General features: G+C 73.9%; 25 protein-coding genes. 12 read left to right on the forward strand and 13 right to left on the reverse strand.

Features of this window, described 5'->3' with window-relative positions; all coding sequences use genetic code 11:
• The first annotated feature begins 86 nt into the window (after positions 1-86).
• Entirely contained in the window at positions 87-515 is a 429-nt protein-coding gene (locus tag IEZ03_RS04990) for a VOC family protein (RefSeq protein ID WP_184884492.1), read from the forward strand.
• 60 nt (positions 516-575) lie between these two features.
• On the opposite strand, the gene IEZ03_RS04995 is transcribed toward IEZ03_RS04990, so the two are convergent.
• A complete protein-coding gene (locus IEZ03_RS04995; protein ID WP_229808020.1) occupies positions 576-2,024 on the reverse strand; it encodes an MFS transporter in 1,449 nt (482 codons plus the stop codon).
• Positions 2,025-2,205: 181 nt separating this feature from the next.
• On the opposite strand from IEZ03_RS04995, the gene IEZ03_RS05000 reads away from it, so the two are divergent.
• Positions 2,206-2,859 (forward strand): hemerythrin domain-containing protein, encoded by a 654-nt coding sequence (locus tag IEZ03_RS05000; RefSeq protein WP_184884496.1) that lies wholly within the window; start codon positions 2,206-2,208, stop codon positions 2,857-2,859.
• Between the two features lie 67 nt (positions 2,860-2,926).
• On the opposite strand, the gene IEZ03_RS05005 is transcribed toward IEZ03_RS05000, so the two are convergent.
• Positions 2,927-4,129: a glycoside hydrolase family 183 protein gene (locus IEZ03_RS05005; RefSeq protein WP_184884497.1), complete on the reverse strand. Its 1,203-nt coding sequence runs from the start codon at positions 4,127-4,129 to the stop codon at positions 2,927-2,929.
• Positions 4,130-4,418: 289 nt separating this feature from the next.
• On the opposite strand from IEZ03_RS05005, the gene IEZ03_RS05010 reads away from it, so the two are divergent.
• The 5 genes from IEZ03_RS05010 (at position 4,419) to gvpO (ending at position 6,984) form a co-directional block, all read left to right on the forward strand.
• The gene (locus IEZ03_RS05010; RefSeq protein WP_184884499.1) at positions 4,419-4,964 is read left to right on the forward strand and encodes a hypothetical protein; all 546 of its coding nucleotides are present in this window, start codon (positions 4,419-4,421) and stop codon (positions 4,962-4,964) included.
• A 252-nt stretch (positions 4,965-5,216) separates the two neighbouring features.
• A complete protein-coding gene (gene gvpJ / locus IEZ03_RS05015) occupies positions 5,217-5,651 on the forward strand; it encodes a gas vesicle protein GvpJ (RefSeq protein WP_184884501.1) in 435 nt (144 codons plus the stop codon).
• Positions 5,648-6,451, forward strand: a complete 804-nt coding sequence (locus IEZ03_RS05020) for a GvpL/GvpF family gas vesicle protein (RefSeq protein WP_184884503.1) — start codon at positions 5,648-5,650, stop codon at positions 6,449-6,451. The genes gvpJ and IEZ03_RS05020 overlap by 4 nt, the downstream gene beginning before the upstream one ends.
• A 2-nt stretch (positions 6,452-6,453) precedes the next feature.
• Complete coding sequence (locus IEZ03_RS05025) at positions 6,454-6,714, forward strand: gas vesicle protein GvpG (protein WP_132055060.1); 261 nt, start codon at positions 6,454-6,456, stop codon at positions 6,712-6,714.
• Between the two features lie 9 nt (positions 6,715-6,723).
• Complete coding sequence (gvpO, locus tag IEZ03_RS05030; protein ID WP_132055062.1) at positions 6,724-6,984, forward strand: gas vesicle protein GvpO; 261 nt, start codon at positions 6,724-6,726, stop codon at positions 6,982-6,984.
• Positions 6,985-7,137: 153 nt separating this feature from the next.
• Here gvpO and IEZ03_RS05035 read toward each other — a convergent pair whose 3' ends face one another.
• The 7 genes from IEZ03_RS05035 to IEZ03_RS05065 form a co-directional block, all read right to left on the reverse strand.
• Complete coding sequence (locus IEZ03_RS05035; protein ID WP_221480729.1) at positions 7,138-8,001, reverse strand: methyltransferase domain-containing protein; 864 nt, start codon at positions 7,999-8,001, stop codon at positions 7,138-7,140.
• Between the two features lie 87 nt (positions 8,002-8,088).
• Positions 8,089-9,801 (reverse strand): thiol reductant ABC exporter subunit CydC, encoded by a 1,713-nt coding sequence (cydC, locus tag IEZ03_RS05040; protein WP_229808021.1) that lies wholly within the window; start codon positions 9,799-9,801, stop codon positions 8,089-8,091.
• Positions 9,798-11,393: a thiol reductant ABC exporter subunit CydD gene (gene cydD, locus IEZ03_RS05045; RefSeq protein ID WP_184884506.1), complete on the reverse strand. Its 1,596-nt coding sequence runs from the start codon at positions 11,391-11,393 to the stop codon at positions 9,798-9,800. The genes cydC and cydD overlap by 4 nt, the downstream gene beginning before the upstream one ends.
• Before the next feature lie 68 nt (positions 11,394-11,461).
• Positions 11,462-12,205: a cytochrome d ubiquinol oxidase subunit II gene (locus IEZ03_RS05050; RefSeq protein ID WP_184884508.1), complete on the reverse strand. Its 744-nt coding sequence runs from the start codon at positions 12,203-12,205 to the stop codon at positions 11,462-11,464.
• Positions 12,206-12,218: 13 nt separating this feature from the next.
• Positions 12,219-13,463: a cytochrome ubiquinol oxidase subunit I gene (locus tag IEZ03_RS05055; protein WP_184884510.1), complete on the reverse strand. Its 1,245-nt coding sequence runs from the start codon at positions 13,461-13,463 to the stop codon at positions 12,219-12,221.
• A gap of 299 nt (positions 13,464-13,762) precedes the next feature.
• Complete coding sequence (locus IEZ03_RS05060) at positions 13,763-14,329, reverse strand: TIGR03086 family metal-binding protein (protein ID WP_184884512.1); 567 nt, start codon at positions 14,327-14,329, stop codon at positions 13,763-13,765.
• Between the two features lie 934 nt (positions 14,330-15,263).
• Complete coding sequence (locus tag IEZ03_RS05065) at positions 15,264-15,860, reverse strand: helix-turn-helix domain-containing protein (RefSeq protein ID WP_184884514.1); 597 nt, start codon at positions 15,858-15,860, stop codon at positions 15,264-15,266.
• A gap of 117 nt (positions 15,861-15,977) precedes the next feature.
• Between IEZ03_RS05065 and IEZ03_RS05070 the strand changes: the two genes are divergently transcribed.
• Both IEZ03_RS05070 and IEZ03_RS05075 read left to right on the forward strand, forming a co-directional pair.
• A complete protein-coding gene (locus tag IEZ03_RS05070) occupies positions 15,978-16,619 on the forward strand; it encodes a class I SAM-dependent methyltransferase (RefSeq protein ID WP_184884516.1) in 642 nt (213 codons plus the stop codon).
• A 126-nt stretch (positions 16,620-16,745) separates the two neighbouring features.
• A complete protein-coding gene (locus tag IEZ03_RS05075) occupies positions 16,746-17,078 on the forward strand; it encodes a YnfA family protein (RefSeq protein WP_132054983.1) in 333 nt (110 codons plus the stop codon).
• Positions 17,079-17,092: 14 nt separating this feature from the next.
• On the opposite strand, the gene IEZ03_RS05080 is transcribed toward IEZ03_RS05075, so the two are convergent.
• Together IEZ03_RS05080 and IEZ03_RS05085 are read right to left on the reverse strand one after the other, a co-directional pair.
• The gene (locus IEZ03_RS05080) at positions 17,093-17,803 is read right to left on the reverse strand and encodes a DUF72 domain-containing protein (protein ID WP_184884518.1); all 711 of its coding nucleotides are present in this window, start codon (positions 17,801-17,803) and stop codon (positions 17,093-17,095) included.
• A gap of 36 nt (positions 17,804-17,839) precedes the next feature.
• Complete coding sequence (locus tag IEZ03_RS05085; protein ID WP_184884520.1) at positions 17,840-18,295, reverse strand: hypothetical protein; 456 nt, start codon at positions 18,293-18,295, stop codon at positions 17,840-17,842.
• Between the two features lie 68 nt (positions 18,296-18,363).
• Between IEZ03_RS05085 and IEZ03_RS38500 the strand changes: the two genes are divergently transcribed.
• Positions 18,364-19,422: a tyrosine-type recombinase/integrase gene (locus IEZ03_RS38500; RefSeq protein WP_184884522.1), complete on the forward strand. Its 1,059-nt coding sequence runs from the start codon at positions 18,364-18,366 to the stop codon at positions 19,420-19,422.
• 334 nt (positions 19,423-19,756) lie between these two features.
• Here IEZ03_RS38500 and IEZ03_RS05095 read toward each other — a convergent pair whose 3' ends face one another.
• On the reverse strand, positions 19,757-20,395 hold the full coding sequence (locus IEZ03_RS05095) for an HAD family hydrolase (protein WP_184884524.1): 639 nt from the start codon (positions 20,393-20,395) through the stop codon (positions 19,757-19,759).
• Positions 20,396-20,447: 52 nt separating this feature from the next.
• Positions 20,448-20,876: a DUF1707 SHOCT-like domain-containing protein gene (locus tag IEZ03_RS05100; RefSeq protein WP_184884526.1), complete on the reverse strand. Its 429-nt coding sequence runs from the start codon at positions 20,874-20,876 to the stop codon at positions 20,448-20,450.
• Between the two features lie 197 nt (positions 20,877-21,073).
• Here IEZ03_RS05100 and IEZ03_RS05105 point away from each other — a divergent pair, with 197 nt between their 5' ends.
• Positions 21,074-21,721: a DedA family protein gene (locus IEZ03_RS05105; RefSeq protein ID WP_229808022.1), complete on the forward strand. Its 648-nt coding sequence runs from the start codon at positions 21,074-21,076 to the stop codon at positions 21,719-21,721.
• A gap of 109 nt (positions 21,722-21,830) precedes the next feature.
• Positions 21,831-22,475 (forward strand): phosphatase PAP2 family protein (locus tag IEZ03_RS05110; protein ID WP_189241165.1); only part of this gene is annotated, 645 nt, incomplete at its 3' end.

A 22,475-nucleotide genomic window follows, 5' to 3' on the forward strand; every position in this document is an offset into this window, starting at 1 on the left:
GGACTTTCGCCGTCCTATAGGGGTCCTAGCGTCGTGAGGGACGGGCCGGGCACCGGTTCCCGGCCCCGCGTGAACGGAGGAACGCCATGCTGCGGGGATTCGCCACGATCAGCTTCTGGGCCGACGACCTGGAGGCGGCCAAGGACTGGTACGCCGAGCTGCTGGGCGTCCAGCCGTACTTCAGCGTGCCCGGCCCCGACGGCCGCGCCGGGTACTACGAGTTCCGGGTCGGGGACTACCAGCACGAGCTGGGCCTGATCGACAACCGGTTCCGTCCCGGCGGCGCGGACCCCCGGCCGGGCGGCGCGGTGATGTTCTGGCACGTCGACGACCTGGAGGCGGCGGTGGAGCGGCTGCTGTCGATGGGCGCCGCCCTGCACGAGGAGATCACCGAGCGGGGCGAGGGGACGGGGTTCGCCACCGCGTCGGTCGTCGACCCGTTCGGCAACATCCTGGGCGTGATGACCAACCCGCACTACCTGGAGGTCCTGGCCGCCGCCGCTCCCCGCACCTGACCTGCCCCCGACCCGCCCGGGCCCGCCCCGACCTGAACCCGCCGTGCAGCGGGCGGGCGTTCAGCCCAGGGACCGGGCGGACGGCCGGGCCGCGGGGGCGGCGTGGCGGGCCCGGGGCCGGGGGGCGCGCCCGGGGATGGCCAGGGTGACCGCCGCGGCCAGCAGCGCGACGCCGCAGCCGAACAGCATGCTGGTGCGGAACCCGGCCTCGGACGGCAGGACCCGCCCGCCCATGGTGGTGGTCATCTGGGCCAGGACGACCCCGACGACGGCGGCCGACACGGTCGTGCCGACCGAGCGCATCAGCGTGTTGAACCCGTTGGCCGACGCGGTCTCCGAGGCCGGCACCGCGCTCATGATCAGGGCGGGCATCGCGCCGTAGGCGAGCCCGACGCCGGCGTTGCACACGACGGTGACGACCAGCAGCCCCCACGTCGAGCCCATCAGGAGCACCGAGGATCCGTAGCCGAGTGCGATGACGAGGCTGCCGGCGCCGAGGGTGACCTTGGGCCCGGCGGCGGCCGACAGCTTGGCGCCCAGCGGCGAGACCGCCATCATCATCAGCCCGGCCGGCGCCAGCCACAGCCCGGCGGCCAGCATCGACTGCCCGAGGCCGTACCCGGTGGCCTCGGGCAGCTGCAGCAGCTGCACCACGATCAGCGCCTGCGCGTACATGGCGCAGCCGACCAGGATCGAGGCCAGGTTGGTGAACAGGACCTGGCGCCGCGCGGTGACGCGCAGGTCGACCAGCGGGTCGGCCGACCGCAGCTCCCACCACGCCCAGGCCGGCAGGACGACCGCGGCGGCGGTGAGCAGGCCGAGGGTGGGTGCGCTGGCCCAGCCCCAGTCCGAGCCCTTGGAGAAGCCCAGCAGCATGCAGACCAGCCCGGTGCCCAGGCCGAGCGCGCCGACGACGTCCAGGCGTCCCTCGGCCTGCGGGGGAGTGGGCGGCACCAGCCGCCAGATCAGCACGCCGATCAGTGCGCTGAGCACGGCCGAGCCCCAGAACAGGGCGCGCCAGCTGGTGTGCTCGGCGACGGCGGCCGCGATGGGCAGGCCGAGGGCGCCGCCGATGCCGAGGGAGGCGCTGATCAGCGCGATCGCCGAGCCGAGCCGTTCGGGCGGCAGCAGCTCGCGCAGGATGCTGATGCCGAGCGGGATCAGGCCCATCCCGACGCCCTGCAGCCCCCGCCCGACGATCATCGGGATGACCGAGTCGGTGAGCGCGCACACCAGCGACCCGGCGGTCAGCGGCACCGCGCAGGCCAGCAGGACGGCGCGCTTGCCGTGCAGGTCGCCGAGCCGCCCGGTCACCGGGATGGACACCGCGCCCGCCAGCAGCGTGACCGTGACCACCCAGGAGGCGTTGGAGGCGCTGGTGTCCAGCAGGCGCGGCATCTCGCCGACGAACGGCACCACCAGCGTCTGCATGAGCGCCGCGACGATGCCGGCGGCCGCCAGCACTCCGACGGTCGCGCCCGGGCGGACGGCGGGCTCGGCCTGTTTCACGCGGTTCTCCTCATTCTGCGGCTCGGTCCGGCGCTCGGCGACGGGAACCTGTGCACAATACATACGATGGGGTGGGTGCACAATGCACAGATCGCCCGTCCGGGGCCGCGCGGCGGGGTGAGATGCGTCTCCCGCGGCGCCCGCGATGTCACATCGGCCCCGGCAGGGAGGTCTTATCGGCATGGGAGCATTCGCGACGCGGCCGCGCGAGGTGATCTGCCACACCCTCGTCCGCGCCCCGCACGACGCGTTCCGCCGGGACCTGGACCGGCTCGCGGCGGCAGCGGCGGCGGGCAAGGGCGGGCGCCCGCACGTGCGCGCGGGCTGGGACAACCTCAAGGAGCAGATCCGGCTGCACCACGACCTGGAGGACGCGGTGCTGTGGCCGCGGGCGGCGCGTGCGGACGGCGGCCCCGCCGGGCGGGCCGTGCTCGCGCAGATGCACGCCGAGCACGCGCGGATCGGGCCGCTGGCCGGGCGGGTCGACGCCGCGATCCGCGCCATCGGCGGGCGGGACGGTGCCGAGCGGACGGGTGACCTGGCAGCGGCGGTGCGGGAGCTGCGCGAGGCGCTGGAGGCGCACCTGCGGCACGAGGAGATGAGCGCGGTGCCGCTGGCGGAGGCGGTGCTCGGCCCCGGGGACTGGCGGGCGGTCGCCGAGGAGGCCGGCGGCCGGTGGGGGGCGGGCGCGTCGCTGTTCGTCCCGTGGGTCGTGGACGGGATCGCGCCGGTCGAGCGGAGCCGGTTCCTGATGGCGCTGCCGGCGCCGGTGCGCGAGCGCAACCGCGTGATGTGGGAGCCCCGCTACCGCAAGCGGCGCCTGTGGAGCCTGTGACCCGCACCCCGCCGCCCCACGCCTTGCCGCCCCGTGCGCCGCTGCCCCGCGCGCCGTCGTCGCGGGGTCACCAGGGGAAGGCGCGTGCGGTGATGCGGTGGTCGGCGGGGTCGTAGTAGGTCAGCACCAGCGTGTCGCGGGTGCTGAGGGCGGGGTGCCCGATGAGGGCGCGGCACTGGTCGAGGCCGGTGCCGCCGGAGCAGGGGACGGAGCCGTCGCCCGCGGGCGTCCAGGGCCCTTCGGGGGCGGGGGCGCGCCAGCGGCGGAACCGCCCGGACAGGCTGCGCTGCTCGACCATGACCAGGCCCTTGCCGACGCCGGTGTAGTCGGCGACGTGGACCAGGTAGGGGGCCGCGCCGTGGACGACGGTGCCGGCCTGGGCGGCGTCGCGGGTCCAGCCGCCGGGCGTCCAGTACCGGTAGGCGCCGGGATCGCGCCAGGCGTCCGGGTCGGCGGGCACCCGGGCCAGGGTGACGCGCCCGCCCTGGCAGGTGCCGAGCGCGGAGTTGTCGCACACCGAGGCGAACAGGTGCAGGTGGCCGCGGCTGAACACGGGGGAGCCGAGGTTGTGCTGGAACGGCAGCCCGCCGGGGGAGCTGAACAGCCGGGTGCGGCCGGTGAGGGCGTTCCCGTCGGGCCGGTAGGTGACCAGGCCGAATCCCTGGGTGCTGATGGTGCTGCCGTGCACGCACACGTCGGTGTAGGTGATCAGGAGGGTGGAGGTGCCGGGCGGGCGGGCGGCGCCTGAGGCCCAGGATGCGCCGTAGGCGGTGCCGGGGACCTGGCAGGACGCGCCGCCGGGCAGGACGAGGCCGGGCGGCGCGCTGAGCATGCCCTGCGGCGGCCGCACCGACGCCCCCGCCCCCGCGGAGGGCACCGGGGCCGGGGGCGCGGGCGGCGGTGCGTGGGGGTCGCCGGCGGGGGTGGGCAGTTCGGTGAGGGCGGTGGGGACGCGGCCGGGGACGGCGGGTCCGGTGGCGGCGGTGGTGCCGAGCCACAGGCCGGGCCGGGCGCCCTTCCAGACGGTGTCGCAGAACAGCCAGAGGGCGCGGCCGGGCGAGCCGGGCAGCGCGGTGCTGTAGCCGCAGTCGCGGTCGATGGTGTTGCCGGGGGCGGCGGTCTCGTAGGCGGACCGGACCTGGGCGGGCGGCGCCGCGCCGGGCGGGGCGGAGGAGGTGCGCAGCGCGACGGCGGCGACCGCGGCGAGCAGGACGGCGGCCAGTGCGGCGGCGATGAGGGCGGTGCGGGCGCGGGGGAGGCGGCGGTCCATCGATGCCCCTCCTTCCCTGGACGCGGATGCGGCCGGGCCTTTGCATGGGCTCGGCCCGGCGGCCGGTCTCACAGCCTGCCCCGCCCGCGCCCGGCGATCAACCTGGCCGGTGGCGTGCGGCGCTCCCGTTGGCCTCGGCGGGCCGTCCGGTGCCGCCTCCGGGGGCGGGGGCGCATGTTTGCGCGTGTCAGTGGGGGTAGCGCTGTAGTGGCCCGGCTTCGCGGCCCCCGAGCCGGTACGGCGCGGGGCGGCGCGCCGGGCGGCATGCCCCCCGATGGAAGGAATGACGATGGATACCCCCTCGGAGACCGGGGACGGGCCCGCCAAGGCCAACGGGAGCGCGGCCAAGTCCGGCAAGTCCGGCAAGGCGGGCGCGGGCACCGCGCGCAAGGCCGCCGGAGGCGCGGCGAAGACCGCGGGCGGCACCGCCAAGGGCGCGAGCGGCACCGCCAAGAGCACGAGCGGCACCGCCAAGAGCACGGGCGGTGCGGCCAAGAGCGCAGGCGGCGCCGCGAAGGGCGCGGGCAGTGCCGCCAAGGGCGCCGGTGCCAAGGGCGGCGCGGCTGCCGCGAAGGGCGCCAGTGGCGCCAAGGCGGGTGCGGCCAAGGGCGCCAAGGGCACCGCGGAGGGCGCCAAGGGTGCCGCGAAGGGCACGGCGCAGGGCGTCGGCAAGGGCGCCGCGCAGGTCGGCGGCCAGGTGAAGGCGCTGCCGGGCCGTGCGGCGGGGCTGGCCAAGCTGATGACGCTGGGCCGGCTGCTGCGCGCGGTGCCGGTGGCGGGGGCCGCGGCCGCGGGCGTGGTCGTCGGCCGGGTGACGGCCCGCAAGCGCCGCTGACCCGCCCGCAACCGCCCGCACCCGCCCGCGGGCACCGCGACCCGCGATTTCCGACCCGCCCCGGCGGCGGGTCCACGCACGTCCCCGGGGGGCCGGTTTCTTCGGCCGTCCCCCCGGGGACGTGCGTTTTTGACCGGCGGGTGACCGAATCGCGGTGACCTGTTTAGGCAGATAAGTGGGGGTAAAGAGGTGGCGTGCACGGAACGGAAAACCTCGGAGACCACCTAGCCCCCACACACAGGGAGATATGACATGACTGGGCCGATCGCCCAGCAGACCTCGGGCACCAACCAAGTCCAGCGCGGCGGCTCCGGCAGCGGCCTCGCCGACGTGGTCGACCTGATCCTGGAAAAGGGACTGGTCATCGACCTGTACGCCCGGGTGTCTCTGGTCGGAATCGAGATCCTCACCGTCGACGTGCGGATCGTCGTCGCCAGCGTGGACACCTACCTGCGCTTCGCCGAGGCCGTGAACCGCCTCGACATCGCCCACGACGGCACCTCGCAGGGGCTGCCGGAGTTCGTCGGCGGGATGCAGGAGTCCGGCGCGAAGAAGAAGACCCGCGGCGCCCTCGAGGGCGCGCAGGAACGCCTCAAGGAGACCTTCGGCGGCGACGAGGACTCCGACGAGGAGAAGCAGTCCGCCCGGCGCCGCTCGTCCCGCAAGAAGGAGGACGAAGAGTCATGACCACGCCGCAGTCCCCCGGCGGCAGCACCTCCGGGGACGCCCCCCAGGACGAGCGGGCGCCGCAGTACATCTACGGCGTGACCCGCTCGGGCGCCGCCCTGCCCGGCGACGTGCTCGGCCTGGACGACAAGCCGGTGACGCTGGTCGAGGACGGCGGCGTGTGCGCCGCGATCGTCAGCGACCTGCCGCAGGGCCGCGCCCTCGGCGAACGCGCCGACCTGGTCGCCCACCAGCGCGTCCTGAACGCCCTGGTCGACGCGGGCACCGTCGTGCTGCCGTTCCGGTTCGGCGCGGCGCTGGCCGACCGCGCCGCCGTGGAGAAGGAGCTGCTGGCCGGCAACTCCGAGCGGTTCGGGCAGATCCTGGAGCAGCTCGACGGCATGGTCGAGCTGCGGGTGAAGGCCACCTACGTCCAGGACGCGGTCCTGCGCGAGATCATGACGGGCGACCCGGAGATCGCCGAGCTGTCGCAGCGCCTGCGGGAGGTCCCGCCCGACGCCGCCGACGCCGTCTACTACGACCGCATCCGGCTCGGCGAGCTGATCGCCCAGACGATGGAGCGGATGCGCGAGGCCGACGGCCAGACTCTGCTGGACGGCGCCGCCCCCGCGGCCGAGGCCGCCGTCACCAAGACGCCCGCCCGCGAGGAGGACGTCCTGGACGCCTCGTTCCTGGTCCGCGCCGACAAGCGCGCCGAGTTCGAGCAGGCCGTCGACAAGCTCGCCACCGACCACGGCGAGCGCGTCAAGGTCCGGCTGATCGGGCCGCTCCCGCCCTACGACTTCGTCCCGGAGGAATGACGATGGGACTGTTCACCGGGCTGGTGACGCTGCCGCTCGCACCCGTGCGCGGCGTGATGTGGCTGGCCGAGACCCTGACCGAGCAGGCCGAGGCGCGGCTGTACGACCCGGGCCGCATCGCCGCGGAGATGCAGCAGGTCGCCGACGAGGTCGCCGCGGGGGAGATCACCGAAGAGGAGGCCGCCGAACGCGAGGAGGAGCTGATCCAGCGGCTCAACGAGGGCCGCGCGCGCGAGCAGGCCCGCCTCGCCGGCGGCGGCTAGGAGGCCGCCATGATGTCCGCGTCCGAGGCCGCCAAACGCGCGGCCGAGCACGTCACCGCGATGACCGGCCGCAGCATCGAGAGCGTGGTGGGGCTGGAGCGCACCGACGAGGACAACTGGCGCGTCATGGTGGAGGTGGTGGAGACCCGCCGCATCCCCGACTCCGCCGACGTCCTCGCGGTCTACGAGACCGAGGTCGACGCGGACGGCGAACTCGTCGGGTACCGGCGCTCCCGCCGCTATCTCCGCGGACGGACCGAGCGGAACTAGCCGCACCCCGCCTCGGACCGCCCCCGGCCGCCCCCGGGGGACGGCCCGGAGACGGCACAGACCCGGTGGGGGGCTCGCGCCGAGGGCCGAGCCCCTCACCGGCCCCCACACCGCCGGCCCCACACCGCCGGCCCCCACACCGCGGCCCCCGGCTCACGCCGGGAGGGTCGCCACGGCCTTGAAGAACGTGTAGCAGAACGTCCCGTCCTCGCCCGCCGCGCGGCGCAGGTCCGCCACGCCGCGGTCCCAGTCCGCGGGCGTGGACAGCCCCGCCGCGACGGCCTCGGCACCGACCGACTCGACCATCGCGGTGAAGGTGTCCAGAGTGAACCCCCGCACCAGCCCCGGACGGGACGCGTCGGCGTACACCGTCCTGGGGGACACCTCCACCTCCCCGAACCCGGCGCCGGCCAGCAGCGGATGCAGCCGCCGCCCGATCAGCGCGTCCCCGCCGGCCCTGGCCTGCAGCGCCACCAGGTGCCCGATCGCCGCGCGGGCACGGGCGCTGTCGGGATGCAGGAACGCCGACCCGTGGTCGCCCTCGATCACCGTGAGCGTCCCGCCCGGCCGCAGCACCCGCCGCAGCGCCGCCAGCGCGGCACCCGGATCGGGGAGGTGCTCCAGCACGAAGCACACGAACAGGTGGTCGAACTCGCCGTCCTCGAACGGCAGCTCGTGCAGGTCCGCCCGCACCCACGCCACCTCGGCGCCGGGACGGGACGCGCCGACGCGGGCGCGGGCCTGCGCCAGCGACGCGCCGGAGACGTCGACCGCGGTCAGGCGCATGCCGGGGGAGCGCCCGACCAGATGAACCGTCTGCGCGCCGACCCCGCAGCCGACCTCCAGCACGCGGCTCCCGGCCGGGTAGGAGGTGCCCTCGTGCAGCAGGCCGGCGAGCGTGTCGGCCTGGTCGCCGAGCCGCCGCGCCTCCCGCCCCGAGTACCCGTGCACGTAGTCGCCCGTCTGTTCGCCGCCCGTCTGTGCGCCGCCCGGTTCCGCCGTCATCGTGGTGTCCATGGCACCACCGTGCCGCGGGCAATGGTCCCCGGAGAAGGTCCAATCACCGGCAGGAAAACCGGACCAACCCCGGATGGGCGGCCGCCGTCACGCCGCCAGCAGCTCCGCCTCCCACAGGTCCCGGTACGCACCCGGCACCGCGAGCAGCTCATCGTGCCGGCCGCGCTGCACCACCCGGCCCCCGTCCAGCACCACCACCTCGTCCGCCGCGTCCAGCGCCGCCAGCCGGTGCGTGACCAGCAGCACCGTCGCCCCGCCCGGCGACTCCAGCAGATCCCGCGTCACCGCGTCGGCCGCCACCGGGTCCAGCGCCTCGGCCGGCTCGTCCAGCACCAGCACCGGCGGATCGGCCAGCAGCGCCCGCGCCAGCAGCAGCCGCTGCCGCTGCCCGCCCGACAGGCCCCGCCCGCCCGCGCCGACCACGGTGTCCCACCCGTCCGGCAGCGCGTCCACCACCTCGGTGAACCGGGCCCGCGCCGCCGCGTCCCGCAGCCGCGCCCCGCCCGCGTCCGGCCGGGCCAGCAGCAGGTTCTCCCGCACCGTCGCGGCGAACACGTACGCGTCCTGCATCAGCCCCCGCACCGGCGACCGCGCACCGCCCGCCGCGCACCCGCCCAGCAGCACCGAGCCCGACGACACCGGCACCCGCCCCGCCACCACGCCCAGCAGCGTGCTCTTGCCCGCGCCGCTCGCCCCCACGACCGCGACCCGCCCGCCCCGCCGCACCCGCAGATCCACCCCGTCCAGCCCGACACCGCCGCCGTCGTAGCGGACGCCCACACCCCGCAACTCCACCTCCAGCGGCCCGGACGGCGGGGAAGCAGACGGCAGCGGGCCGGGCGGCGGGGGAGCGGCCAGCACCGCCCCCACCCGCCGCACCGCCGGACGCACCTCCGCCAGCCGCTGCGCCGCCGACGCCACCGGCAGCACCGCCTCCACCGCGACCAACGCCGTCAGCGCCGACACCGCCACACCGACCTCGCCCGCGCCCGCACCCAGCCCCGCCCACACCACCGCAGCGGCCGTCACGCCCTGCACCACCAAACCCGCCGCCGCCACCATCGCCGACACCCCCGCCGCCGACCGCTCCGCACGCTCCAGCCCCGCCGCCGCGTCACCCGCCCGCGCCGCGAACCGGCCCGCCGCACCGAACACCGCCAGATCCGCCGCACCCTCCAGCACGTCCAGCGCCCGCACCGCCAGCACCTCACGCTCCGCCGCGGCCCGCGCCGCCGCACGACCACCCGCCACCGCCGCCGCCCACGGCAGCACCGCCCCCGCCAGCAGCAACCCCGCCGCAAGAACCGGCGCCGCCGCCGGCACCAGCACCCCGCACACCACCACACCCGCCGCGGCGCACACCGCCGCCGCCACCGCCGGCAGCACGCACCGCAGCAGCAGATCCTGCACCGCGTCCACGTCCGACACCATCCGGGTCAGCGCATCACCGTCCCGCACCCGCCGCCCCTCCGGACGCGCCGCCGCCAGGGCGTCGAACACCCGCCCCCGCAGCTCCGCCAGCGCCCGCAACGCCGCATCGTGCCCCGCCAGCCGCTCCACATACCGCAGCGACCCCTTCGCCAGCGCGAACCCCCGCACCGCCACGATCGCCAGCGACAACGCCGCAAGCTCCGGCCGCTGCGCCGCCCGCGCCACCAGCCACGCCGCCGCCGCGATCAGCCCCAGCCCGCACAGCTCCGCCGCCGCCCCCGCCGCGCACGCGCCCACCAGCCGCACCGCATGCGGACGCACCGCACCCCACACAGCCCCCGAACCGTCCACGCCCCGCAGGCCCTTCACGCCGCGACCTCCCCGCGCGCCACCTCACCGGCCACCCGGCCGCCCTCCAGCCGCACCACCCGGTCCGCGACCCCCAGCAGCGCCGTACGATGCGCCACCAGCACCGCCGTCCGGCCCTCCAGCAACCGCACCGCCGCGTCCACCAGCAGCCGCTCGCTCCGCAGATCCAGCCGCGCCGTCGGCTCGTCCAGCAGCATCACATCGCCGCCCGCCAGATACGCCCGCGCGACCGCCACCCGCTGCCGCTGACCCGCCGACAGACCCGCACCGCCCTCACCCAGCACCGTCGCGTACCCCTCCGGCAGCCCCGCCACGAACTCCGCGGCCCCCGCAGCCCGAGCCGCCTCCACCACCCGCGCGTCCCCGGCGCCCGGATCGCCCAGCCGGATGTTGTCGGCCACCGACGCCGCGAACAGGTGCGGACGCTGCGGCACCCACCCCAGCCGCGCCCGCCACGCCTCGAGATCCAGGTCCGCCAGATCCACCCCGTCCACCAGGACCCGCCCCGACTCCGGACGCACCAGCCCCGCCAGCACCAGCAGCAGCGTCGACTTGCCCGCCCCCGACGGCCCCGCCACCGCGACCCGCTCACCCGCCGCCACGCGCAGCGACACCCCCGACAGCGCAGCCTCCCGCGACCCCGGATACCGCACCGTCACGTCCCGCAGCACGATCTCCGGCGCACCCCCCGCCACCACCCGCCCGCCAGCCGACCCCACGACCGGCGACCCCGCGGACGTGTCCAGCACCGCGAACGCCTCCTCCGCCGCGGCCACACCCTCCGCACTCGCATGGAACCGCTGACCCAGCGCCCGCAACGGCAGATACACCTCCGGCGTCAGCACCAGCACCAGCAAACCCGCCGACAACGCCATCCGCCCCTCCAGCAACCGCAACCCCACCGGCACCGCCACCAGCGCCACCGACAGCGCGCACACCAGCTCCAGCACCAGCGACGACAGGAACGCCACCCGCAACGCCCGCACGCTCGCCCGCCGATGCCCATCCGCCAGCCGCCGCACCACACCCGACTGATGCTCAGCACGCCCGAACGCCCGCAACGTCGAAAGCCCCGCCACCACGTCCCGGAAATGCCCCCCGAGCCGCCGCAGCGACTCCCACTGCCGGACCGTCACCGCCGCCGTCCGCATCCCCACCAGCGCCCCGAACACCGGCACCAGCGGAACCGTCACCGCCACCACCACCGCCGACGCCCAGTCCACCGACACCAGCCGCGCCAGCACCACCACCGGCACCACGCACGCCGCCAGCAACTGCGGCACGTAACCGGTGAAGAACGGATCGACCGCGTCCAGCCCCCGCGTCAGCAACGTCACCCGCCCACCCGGCGACCCCGCACCTGACGGCCCGGCACCCGGCACGGCCAGCAGACCCTCCCGCAGCCCCCGCTTCACCCGCGCCGCCGCCCGGCCCGCCACCACCGTCACCACCCACGCCAGCGCCGCCCGCCCCGCGACCGCACCCGCCAGCCACGGAAGCGGACCCGCGTCCAGCCCCGCCACCGCCCGCACCAGCAGCTCCGCCTGCACCACCACCAGGACGCCCTGCCCCGCCGCCAGAACCCCCAGCACCACCGTCACCCACCGCGGAACACACCCCAGCAGACGCCGCTCGACCCCCTTCACACCACACCCACTCCCTACAGGTACGACGGGGAGTCGACCCGCCCCCGGAACGTCCACCACACCAGCGCCTGCGAACCCAGCAGGAACGGCAGCACCGCCACCGTCGTCACCGCCGTCACCGCCAGCCCGCCGCCCACGGTCACCACCTCCGACCACGGCAACCGCAGACCCGCCGCAACCGGCAACACCGCCAGCACCGCACCCGACACCCCGTACCGCGCCGGCACCCGCCCCGCACGCGCCGCCAGCTCCACCGGCAACCGCCACCGCGCGAACCCCGCACCGTGCCACGCGAACACCGCCGCCAACGGCAGACCCAGCACGCTCCCCGCGTTCAGCCCGCCACCGAACACCACCGACCCCAGCACCGAACCCCACGCCAGCGCCAGCGCCCAGCTCCCCGCCGCGATCGCCGCATCACACAGGCCGCGCCACGCCACCGCGTCCACCCGGCCCCGCAGCCACAACCCCATGTCCCGCACGACCCAGCCGATCAGCAGCACCACCACCAGCGGATACAGCTCCTCCAGCAACAGGTGCTCCAACCCCGGGAACGCCCCCGCCACCAGCCCGGCCGACGCCACCAGCCACACCTCGTTGCCCAGGAAGAACGGCGCGAACGACGCGATCACCAGCCGCCGCTCCCGCTGATCCCGCCCCAGCCACGGCAGCAGCATCCCCACCCCGATATCGGCACCGGCCAGCACCAGATACCCGGCGGAGAACACCGCCAGCAACACCACCGCAACAGACTCCATCACCAGGCTCCCGTCACAACGTCCCGCTCAGCACCGGCGCTTGCTCCGCCGGGGGAGAGGCCCCAAGGCCCGCACCCTCCGGACCCCGCCGCGCGAACCGCACAAGCAGCCACGCGTTCACCACGAACAACACCCCGAACAGCACCGTGAAAGCCGCGAACGACGCCACCACCGTCCCCGACCCCACGTCCGACAACGCGTCCCGCGTCTTCAGCAGCCCGTACACCACCCACGGCTGCCGCCCCACCTCACGGAACACCCACCCCGACACCATCGCCACATACGGCAACGGCACCGACACGATCATCAGCACGTGGAACACCCGCCCCCGCACCAGCCACCCGCCGAACGGCAGCTTCACCAGCGCGACCGCCGCCACCAGCATCATCAGCGACCACATCGTCATCATCAGCGCCTCACCGGCCCCCGCCAGCCCAGGCGCCATGTACTCGTCCGGCCCGAACCGCGCCGTGAACCGCGCGACCTCCGCCGCCGCCGACTCACCGCCGAGCTTCGTCGGCTGCACATACGCGAACTGCACCCCGCCGAAGATCACCACCGGCATCACCGACAGCACGACCGTCAGCAACCCCACCCGCATCGACCGCCGGAAGAACTCCACCTCCGCCGTCCGCCGCAGCAGGTGGTAGCCGCTCACCCCGGCCATGAAGAACCCCGCCGTCAAGAACCCGCCGAACAGCACATGGAAGAACGCCAGAACCGCCGTCGGATTCGTCAGCAACGCCGCCGCATCGGTCAGCCGCGCCGCACCGTCCACCATTTCGAAACCCACCGGACGCTGCAGCCACCCATTGGCCACCAGAATGAAATACGCCGACAAGTACGCCGTCAGCGTCACCACCCAGATCAGCCCCAGATGCAGCCACCGGTTCAGCCGATCCCACCCGAAAATCCACAATCCCAGGAACGTCGACTCCACGAAGAACGCGACGATCGTCTCCATCGCCAGCGGCACTCCGAAGACCCCGCCCGTCATCCGCGACATCCCCGCCCAGTTCAATCCGAACTGGAACTCCATCACCAGCCCGGTGACGATCCCCACCGCGTAATTGATGACGTACAACTGCCCCCAGAAACGCACCATCCGCGCATGCACCGCACTGCCCGACACCGTCGCCCGCGTCTGCATCAACGCCACCAGCGTCGCCAGGCCAAGCGTCAACGCCACGAACATGAAATGCGTACCGGCCGTCAACGCGAACTGGATCCGCGCCAGCAACAACGCGTCCGCACCCATAAGCACACGCCCCCAGGACCGCTCCGAAAACGACCCCCCAATCCTCGGCGCGCGCCCCTCACCGGCGAATCAGGCGCAAGCGGTCAACCGCACTGCACCTTTCGCGCAGCCACCACCCCGCCACTACAACCCGGGATGTACACGGCCGCCCCGGCCCCCCAACCCCAGGACGACCACCGCCGGCAGGGGAGTGGCCACCGGCAACCACCGATCCGCCCGCCAACCGGACGGCCGCTCACGGTGCACGTCGTAACCGGCCAGCTCACGAACAACGACGGGGGAGGGGAGTGGCCCCCACATCAACCACCGAACGGATCACGACCGAACAGCGCCAGCAGCCGCGCCTGATCATCGGCGTCCTCCGAAAGAGCGCACTCGGGACCGACCTGACCCGCCGCACGCCCCCCAGGCGCCAACCGCCTCGCCGTCACCAGCGCGGGCCCCACCAGATCGGCATCGAACACCACCGACTGCCCGGTCGCCCGAGCGAGATCCCACGTGTGGACGAGCAACTCCAGCGGATACTCCTCGAGGAACTCCCGCAACGTGACCTCTTGCCCCGTCGCCAGCCCGATCCGGCGCCCCAGCGCCCCGGGACCGAGCTCAGCCGTCATCCGGGCGCGCACCGTACGCCACGACGCCACTGGATCCTCGCCGGCCACCTCACGCCAGTCAGGATCAGCCTGGGGGAGAGGCCGACCCGCGGCACGCATCTCGATCACCAGCAGCCCCGCCGTGACATGCCCCGCGACGTCGACGGCGCACCAGCCCTCACACGGCGACGGCGACAACCACCTGTTCGGCGGCGTCGCGACGAGCACCGCCTCAAAACCGTCCAGCGCGCGAACAAATCGCTCAGGAATCACGGCGCCCCACTCGGTAGCCGCCAGGGAACACTTGCACTGTAACGAGGGCACCCACTCCCGTCAGGCACCAAAGCAGAGCAACGGCACAGTGCCGTCGCCGCGTACCAGGCACTGGCACCAAGCCCGTCAAGCTTCCGGATTCTCAGATCCAGGACCGTTGGCGAGCGGCACCGTGCACGGCATGTGCGCCAGAGGGCGAGGTGAGGAGAGGCGGCCGCGACCGGGCGGCATGGACGAGGGCGACGCCACCACCCGAATCCGCTCTACTTAACATAATGTACATTATCGACCAACGATCAAGCTGTCTGGAAGCGGGGCGATCCGGGCACAACCTCGGGCTCGCGCTAGCGCATGCGCCGACCCGCTGCAGGGTTGTCACGGACGGGACGCCGGCCAAAGCGATGGCCCTGTCGTCGTCCAGTCTTACGGCATACGCCTTTCTGTAGATGTCGTCGTAGCGTTGCAGTTCGCGCGTCTGGCCCGCACTTCGGAGTGTGCGCTTCCAGCGGCTCCGTTGTGGACGTCGTTGGCCGCCAGCCACGCAACGACCGCTTTCCGACGCGGTAGCGGGCCACGTCACGGCCGAAATGGTCGGGTGACCTCGACTGGTTTTGCTGTGAATTGCCTGGTCAAACCGCGTTTCCGGTTTCCCGGGCGCCCAAGTCCGCCTTGCAGGCTGCCGCCAGGATGAGCATTCGGGGACGTTCGTTGCGCGGCTGCCCAGTCCCCTCGGCCTGCTTCCCGGCTGGGAACGGAGTGGGTGGCGTCGTGTGAGGGTTTGTTGCCGTGCGAGCCGGCGGCTGATTCGCGTCCAGCAGATGCACGCGTTCCCCTGCCTTCTCCTCGGGTCGGCCAGAAGACTGTCTAACCGGACAGAAGCTGAATTCTGTTGGGTTTGAGATGAAGGTCGCGAACCGCTACTTTCTGGGACTTTTCACTCGTCAGGGTGGCGTTTGGGTGCTGCGCGGACGTGGGTTCGTTCGCCTTGGCGTCCGATGAGGCTCAGGTACTCGACGGGGCCGGCGCTGGTGGCGCCGAACCAGTGCGGGGTGCGCGTGTCGAACTCCGCGGCCTCCCCCGGCTTGAGGGTGAGGTCGTGTTCGCCCAGGACGAGGCGGAGTATCCCGTTGAGGACGTAGACCCAGTCGTATCCCTCGTGTGTGCGCAGGTCCGGTTCGGTGTCGTCGCTTCCGGCCGGGAGGACGAACTTGTACGCCTGGATGCCTCCGGGCCTGCGGGTCAGCGGCAGGATGACGGAGCCGTCGCTGCAGGGAATGGGCCGCAGGTTGACGCGGGGGTCTCCGGTCGGCGGCGCGTCGACGAGTTCGTCGAGTGAGACCCCGTAGGCGCGGGCGAGCGGGAGCAGCTGCTCGAGCGTGGGGCGCCGCAGGCCGGACTCGAGCCGGGACAGGGTGCTGGCGGAGATACCGGTCTGCTCCGCGAGGCCGGCGAGTGTGATCTCCCGTTGCCGGCGGAGGCGTTTCAGTCTCGGTCCGACGGCGTCCAGGGTGCGGTCGATGGCTTCATCCACCTCACGATTTTGCCATTCGGCAACGAGGTTTGCGGTTCGGTGCCGTCCGTCAGCATCGTGAAGGCCGAACCCGAGGGAAAGACCCACCGGGATCGTCGTAACCGAGGAGGACGGCCGATGGCGCACGGGCCCGACCATGCGTTCGACAGGGAGTACTGGGAGCGGCACTGGCAGCAGAGCGGCGGTCCAGAAGGGGCGCACGACGTCCCGCCGAATCCGTACCTGGACCGGGAGGTCGGCGGCCTGGTGCCGGGCACGGCGCTGGACGCGGGGTGCGGCGCCGGTGCCGAGGCGGTCTGGCTGGCCGCGCGCGGCTGGGAGGTCACCGCGGTCGACATCTCGGCCGAGGCGCTGGGCCGCGCGGCCGGCCGGGCGGCCGCGAGCGGGGTCGGCGAGCGTGTGCGGTGGGTCGAGGCTGACTTGGGCGTCTGGGATCCGGGGACGCGGTTCGACCTGGTCACGACCCACTATGCCCATCCGGCGATGCCGCAGCTGGACTTTTACGAGCGCGTCGCCGGGTGGGTGTCCCCCGGCGGCACCTTGCTGATCGTCGGGCATCTGCACTCCCCCGGCGCCGCCGGCCACGGCCATGGGCCTCCGGCTGAGGCGTCGGCGACCGGCGCGGGCATCGTGGCGCGGCTGGACGGTGCGGAGTGGGAGGTCGTCGTCGCCGAGGAGCGGCAGCGCATGCTCACCGGTCCTGGTGGTCGTGAGGTCGAGTTGCACGACGTGGTCGTGCGGGCCGCCCGGCGCGGCTGACCACGTCGCGTCCGTTTCGTTCCGGTGCCGTCTGCCTTCTGGGTTGCGTGCGGGTCCCGTGGCGGCGGGCCGAATACGCGACGGGGTCGTGCTGGGGCGGCGGGCGGGGTCCGTAGGGTGTGCGGCATGAGCGTGCTCCGGTCGGTCGGGTTGTTCGTGGTCGCCGCGGTGGCGGAGATCGGCGGGGCGTGGCTGGTGTGGCAGGGCTGGCGTGAGCAGCGCGGGGCGCTGTGGATCGTCGGTGGTGTGCTGGCGCTCGGTGCGTACGGGTTCGCGGCGACGTTCCAGCCCTCCCCTGATTTCGGGCGGATTCTGGCGGCCTACGGCGGGGTGTTCGTGGCGGGGTCGCTTGCGTGGGGTGTGGTGGTGGACGGGTTCCGTCCGGACCGCTGGGACATCGCGGGTGCGCTGATCTGCCTGGCCGGGGTGGCTGTGATCATGTACGCGCCGCGGGGGTGACGCCTCTCCCCCGGCTAGGGGCGGGCGGTGAGTTCGGTGAAGCGGAGGGCGTTGCGGACGGCGGCGCCGCCGGGGTCGTTGTTGAAGTAGACGTAGGCGTCGTCTGCGGTGCCGAGTTCGTCGGCCCAGGCTCGGAGGGTTTCGTCGTCGTAGTGGGGCCAGGGTTGGGCGGGGCCTTCGTGGAGGCGGAGGTAGAGCCAGTCGGTGGTTCGCCAGAGGGGTGTCCGGGGTCGGCCTTGGCGGTCGGTCCAGCTGAGGGCGGCGCCGTGGTGTTCGAGGGTGCGGCGGGTCTGGTCGGTCCACCAGGAGGTGTGGCGGGGTTCGACGGCGACGCGGATGTGGTGGGGGAAGCGGCGCAGGCATGCGTCGAGGCGTTCGTGGTCGGCGCGGAGGGTGGGCGGGAGTTGCAGCAGGACGGGGCCGAGTTTGGTGCCGAGGCCGGCGGCGGCGTCGGTGAGGCGGGTGACGGGCTCGGCGGGGTCTTTGAGGCGTTTCATGTGGGTGAGGTAGCGGCTGGCCTTGACGGCCATGATGAAGCCGGGCGGGGTGGCGTCGCGCCATAGTTCGAAGGTTTCGCGGGGAGGCAGGCGGTAGAAGGCGTTGTTGTTCTCGACGGTGGCGAAGACGTCGGCGTAGTGGTGGAGCCAGCGGCGTTGTGGGAGGCCGGGCGGGTAGAGGACGTCGCGCCAGTCGGCGTACTGCCATCCTGATGTGCCGATGCGCATCGGCCTCTCCCCTGCTGTGCGGCGTGTGCGGGGTGCTTATACCCGGCGGTGGGGTTCGAGGGCGCGGATGTAGTCGACGAGGCGGACGCCGATGTCGAAGGGGATGTCGGGGTCGTCGAGGTCGGGGTCGGGCCATGTTTCGGAGATGCGGCGCCAGGTGTCGCGGCCGAGGAAGGGGCCGGTGACGGGGTCGTCGCCGAGTTCGGTGCGCCAGGTCGTCTCGGTGGTGAGCAGGTGGGTGAGGGCGGCCTGGTTGTCGGGTTCGTCGCGGTGTTCGGCGTGGAAGCCGATTTCGATGGCGTGGGTGCGGGTGGCGGGGGCGATGTCGGCGGGGATGGTCTGGGCTTCGTAGTGTTCGCGCTGGGGTGCGGGGTCGCCGAACCAGGCTTTGACGCCGTTGTGGCGGACGTGGACGTGCGGGCGTCCGAGGCGGGGTGGTGTCGAGCCTCGGATGATCTCGCCGACCTGTTCGAAGAGGTCCCTGCCGGTCATGGGGGTCGATCCTATGGCGGGTTCTGCCGGTGGCGGTTCTGTCGGTCGCGGGCGGTAGCGTCCGGCGGGTGCGTCCCTCTGATGTTCAGCGCCTGACCGTTGCCGAGTGCGTCGACCGGTACGCGGGGATGGTGCGGGCGAAGACCTCGACGGGTGCGTTGTCGCCGAAGACGGCGGAGGTCTATGTGCGGGACGTGGTGACGTTCGCGGCGCTGGCGGGTGCGGACCGGGTGCTGGACGATCTGACGGGTGAGGACGTCGATGAGGTGCTGCTGGGGTTCGCGCACAAGCCGGATGGGCGGCGGCGTGGGGCGGGTGGTGCCGTGCCGGGGGGCGGTGCGGTGCAGAGCGGGGCGTCGCAGGCGCGGTTCCGCCGGTCGGTGTCGGCGTTCTTCAAGTACGCGGTGGTGGCGGGGTGGGTGCAGCTGAATCCGATGCAGGCGGTGACGGTGCGTCCGAGGGAGCGGGGCGGGTTGCGGGCGCAGCGGCGGGCGTTGACGGTGGAGCAGGCGGAGGGGTTGCTGGGGGCGGCGCGGGGGCTTGCGGAGGCGGGTCCGGTGGTGCCGGGGAAGCGGGCGGATCAGCGGACGGAGCTGCGGGACGGGCTGGTGGTGCTGCTGCTGGCGGCGGTGGGGCCGCGGGTGTCGGAGTTGACGGCGGCGAACGTGGAGGACTTCTTCGTCAACGGGGGGACGCGGTACTGGCGGATCTTCGGTAAGGGCGGGCGGACGCGGGATGTGCCGTTGCCCGGTCCGGTGGTGGACGTCCTCGACGCGTATCTGGCGGAGGGGCGGGGGTTGCTGGACCGGGGGCGGGAGCCGAAGGCGCTGCTGCTGTCGTGGCGTGGGCGGCGGTTGGCGCGGGGGGACGTGCAGGCGGTGATCGACCGGGTGCTGGCGCGGGTGGAGCCGGTGCGGCGGCGGAGCGTGACGCCGCATGGGCTGCGGCATACGACGGCGACGCATCTGCTGGCGGCGGCGACGGACATGGACGCGGTGCGGCGGGTGCTGGGGCATGCGGACCTGTCGACGCTGGGCCGTTACCGGGACGAACTGCCGGGCGAGTTGGAGGCGGCGATGCGGGTGCATCCGCTGCTGGGCCGTGTCGACGGCCCCCGCCGCGGCTAGCCGTTCTGCCCTGGCGGGCTGGTGGCGCGGCCGGCTGGTGGTCGTCCTGCCGGCGAGGTGTGTCCGCGGTGATGGTCGTGATGTGCGGCCAGGGCGCCCGGGGGTGGGTCGGCTGGCTTCATGTCGGCGGGGGCGGCGCTGCGGGCCGGGGCCGGCCCCGGCGTGATCGTCCACGACCCCGGCAAGGCGGGCGGGACGCCGGCGGCCTCGCCGGGCTCGGCCGCGACCTTGTGGCGGCGGGGCGGCCGCCGGCGCGCCCCCGGTCCCCAGCACGGCGGCGCGTGGCGTGGCGAGGCGTGGCTGGCCGTGAGGTCGCGGCGGCGGGGGGCGGTGGTCAGGCGGGTTGGAGGGTGCGGGCGAGGGTGTAGGCCTCGGTGAGGTCGGTGCCGCGGTAGTCGAGGGCGGCGATGTCGGCGAGGTGGTGGTCGGCGTTGACGGCGACGGTGTTGGTGAGGTGCCGGAACAGCGGCGCGTCGGACATGGAGTCGCCGTAGGCGGTGCACTGGGCGGCGGTGAGGCCGTGGCGGGTGCGGAGTTCCTCGGTGATGCGGACCTTGTCGCCGGGGGTGAGGATGCCGGCGGGGTCGAGGGTGCCGGTGAACGGCATCGGGGGGAAGCGGGAGGCGATGACGTCGTCGAAGCCGTGGTCCAGGAGGCGGCGGGCGAAGAAGTCGGGCGACATGGTGATGACGGCGGAGTGCTCGCCGCGGGCGCGGATGTCGGCGCAGACGTCGGCGATGCCGGTGAGCCAGGTCGCGGCGGTGTAGGCGGTGGCGACGATGTCGGGGGTGAGGTCGCGCCAGAGCCGGTGGATCTGGGTGGAGAAGCCGCGGGTGTCGAGGGTGCCGGCGGCGAAGCGGGCTTCGAGGTCGCGGAGTTCGGTGAGGGTGCCGAGGTGCCGTGCGACTTCGAGGTTGGCGGTGGTGCCGGTCAGCAGGGTGCCGTCCATGTCGAAGATGTGGAGGTGTGTCACGGTCGGCAGTGTGGTGGAGGGGCCGGGCGGGATGCGACCGATATTTCGGGGGTCAGTCGTCGTCGGAGGGCCAGATGGCGTAGGAGACGAGGACGGCGGCCCAGATGCCGAGTGGTGCGGCGGGCCAGTAGCGCGTCCAGTCCCCTTCGCGGAGTGCGGAGACGGCCCAGATGGCGGTCATGATGACCGCGGCGCCGGCCCAGTAGGACCATTCGCTGCGCCAGGCGCGCCGGTCGGCCCGGGCCTTGGCGGTGCGGCGGGCGGTTTCGGCGCGGTCGCGGGCGGCGGGTGAGGCGGGCAGGTCGGCGGTGAGGCGGTGGAGGTCGGCCTGGGTGGTGGCGGTGAGGGCGTGGTCGAGGCGGCGGCCGTATTCGGTGTTGTCGAGGGCGCCGTCGCCGAGTGCGTCGCCGAGGCGTTGGACGGTGGCGTCGCGGTCGTGGTCGGAGGCGCGGAGCCGGTGGTGCGCGGGTGTGTGGTTCATGGCCGGTTTCCCCTGGTCGGTGGTGTGTTTCCAGGGTGGCCCCGGGCTGGGGCGGGGTGCGTCCTCCGGGGTGAGGATCCGGGTGTACATCGTTCGCAGGACGGGTGCGGGGCGGGTGCGGGACCTGTCGAAAGTCGGGGGTGGCGGTGGTCGTCCGGCCGATACGCGGGCGGGTGGTCGTTTCCTAGCGTCGGGGCATGGGTTTGGACGTGGTCATGGGGGCGGTGGGCACGGCGGTGTCGTCGCCGTGGTTCTACCTGGTGCTGTTCGCGGTGGCGGCGCTGGACGGGTTCTTCCCGGTGGTGCCGAGCGAGAGCCTGCTGATCACGGCGGGGGTGTACGCGGCGTCGGGGCGGCCCGAGCTGGTGTGGGTAGTGGTCGCGGCGGCGCTGGGGGCCTTCGCGGGTGATCATGTGTCGTTCGTGCTGGGGCGCGGGTCGGGCGGGCGGCTGGTGCGGGGGCTGCGGGCGGGAACGCGGCGGCATGCGGTGTTCGGGTGGGCGCGGCGGACGATGGACGAGCGCGGCGGCCTGATCCTGGTGGTGGCGCGGTACGTGCCGGGCGGTCGGACGGCGGTGACGCTGACGATGGGCGCGGTGGGGTACCGGGCGCGGTCGTTCGCGTTGTTCGCGGCGGTGGCGGCGGTGTCGTGGGGGCTGTACGGGGCGGTGCTGGGGTATGCGGGCGGGGTGGCGTTCGAGGACGAGCCGCTGAAGGGCGTGGCGGTGGGCCTGGGGCTGGCGCTGTCGGTGACGGCGGTGGCCGAGGCGGTCCGGTTCGCGCGGCGGCGCCGGTCGCGGGACCGGCTCCGGTCGCGGGACGGGCGAGTGGTGTCGGGCGTGTGATCGGCCGAAAGTACCGGGGGTCGCGGGCGCGGGGCTCTAGGGTGAACTTCTGCGGAGCGCGGGGTGTCCAAATGGTGTCGGCCGAGGGCCGTTGAGCGTGAGGGAGAGCATGGAAGCGCCGGATTTCAGCGCCGATCTGTACCGGGAGATCACCGAGTTCGCGGAGGGCACTCCGTCGTGGCTGCATACGGTGGCCGAGGTCGGGACGGACGCGGGGCTGCTGCTGTTCGCGGCGCTGTTCGTGGTGGGCTGGTGGCGGGCCCGGATCGGGGACGCGCGGGCGATGGCGCTGGCGCTGGCGGCGCCGTTCGCGGTGGTGGCGGCGTATCTGGTGAGCGAGGTCTCCAAGACCTTCATCGAGGAGGAGCGGCCGTGCCGGGCGGTGCAGGGGGCGGTGCACATCGCGGCGTGCCCGGCGCCGGGCGACTGGTCGTTCCCGAGCAACCACGCGACGATCGCGGCGGCGTCGGCGGCGGTGATCGTGGTGGCGTGGCGGGCGATGGCGCCGCTGGTGCTGCCGATGGCGGCGCTGATGGCGTTCTCCCGGGTGTTCGTGGGCGTGCACTACCCGCACGATGTGGCGGCGGGGTTCGTGCTGGGCGTGGTGGTCGCTCCGCTGGTGGTCGTGGCGCTGGTGGTGGCGTTGCGTCCGCTGGTGGAGTCGATGCGGGGGTTCCCGCTGTGCGGGACGGTGCTGGGTCCGCCGTCGGCGGCCGCCGGCGGGGCGCCGGGGAGCGGGGCTGGGCGGCCGGTG

The organism is Actinomadura livida (genome assembly GCF_014648675.1).
GTDB lineage: Bacteria > Actinomycetota > Actinomycetes > Streptosporangiales > Streptosporangiaceae > Spirillospora > Spirillospora livida.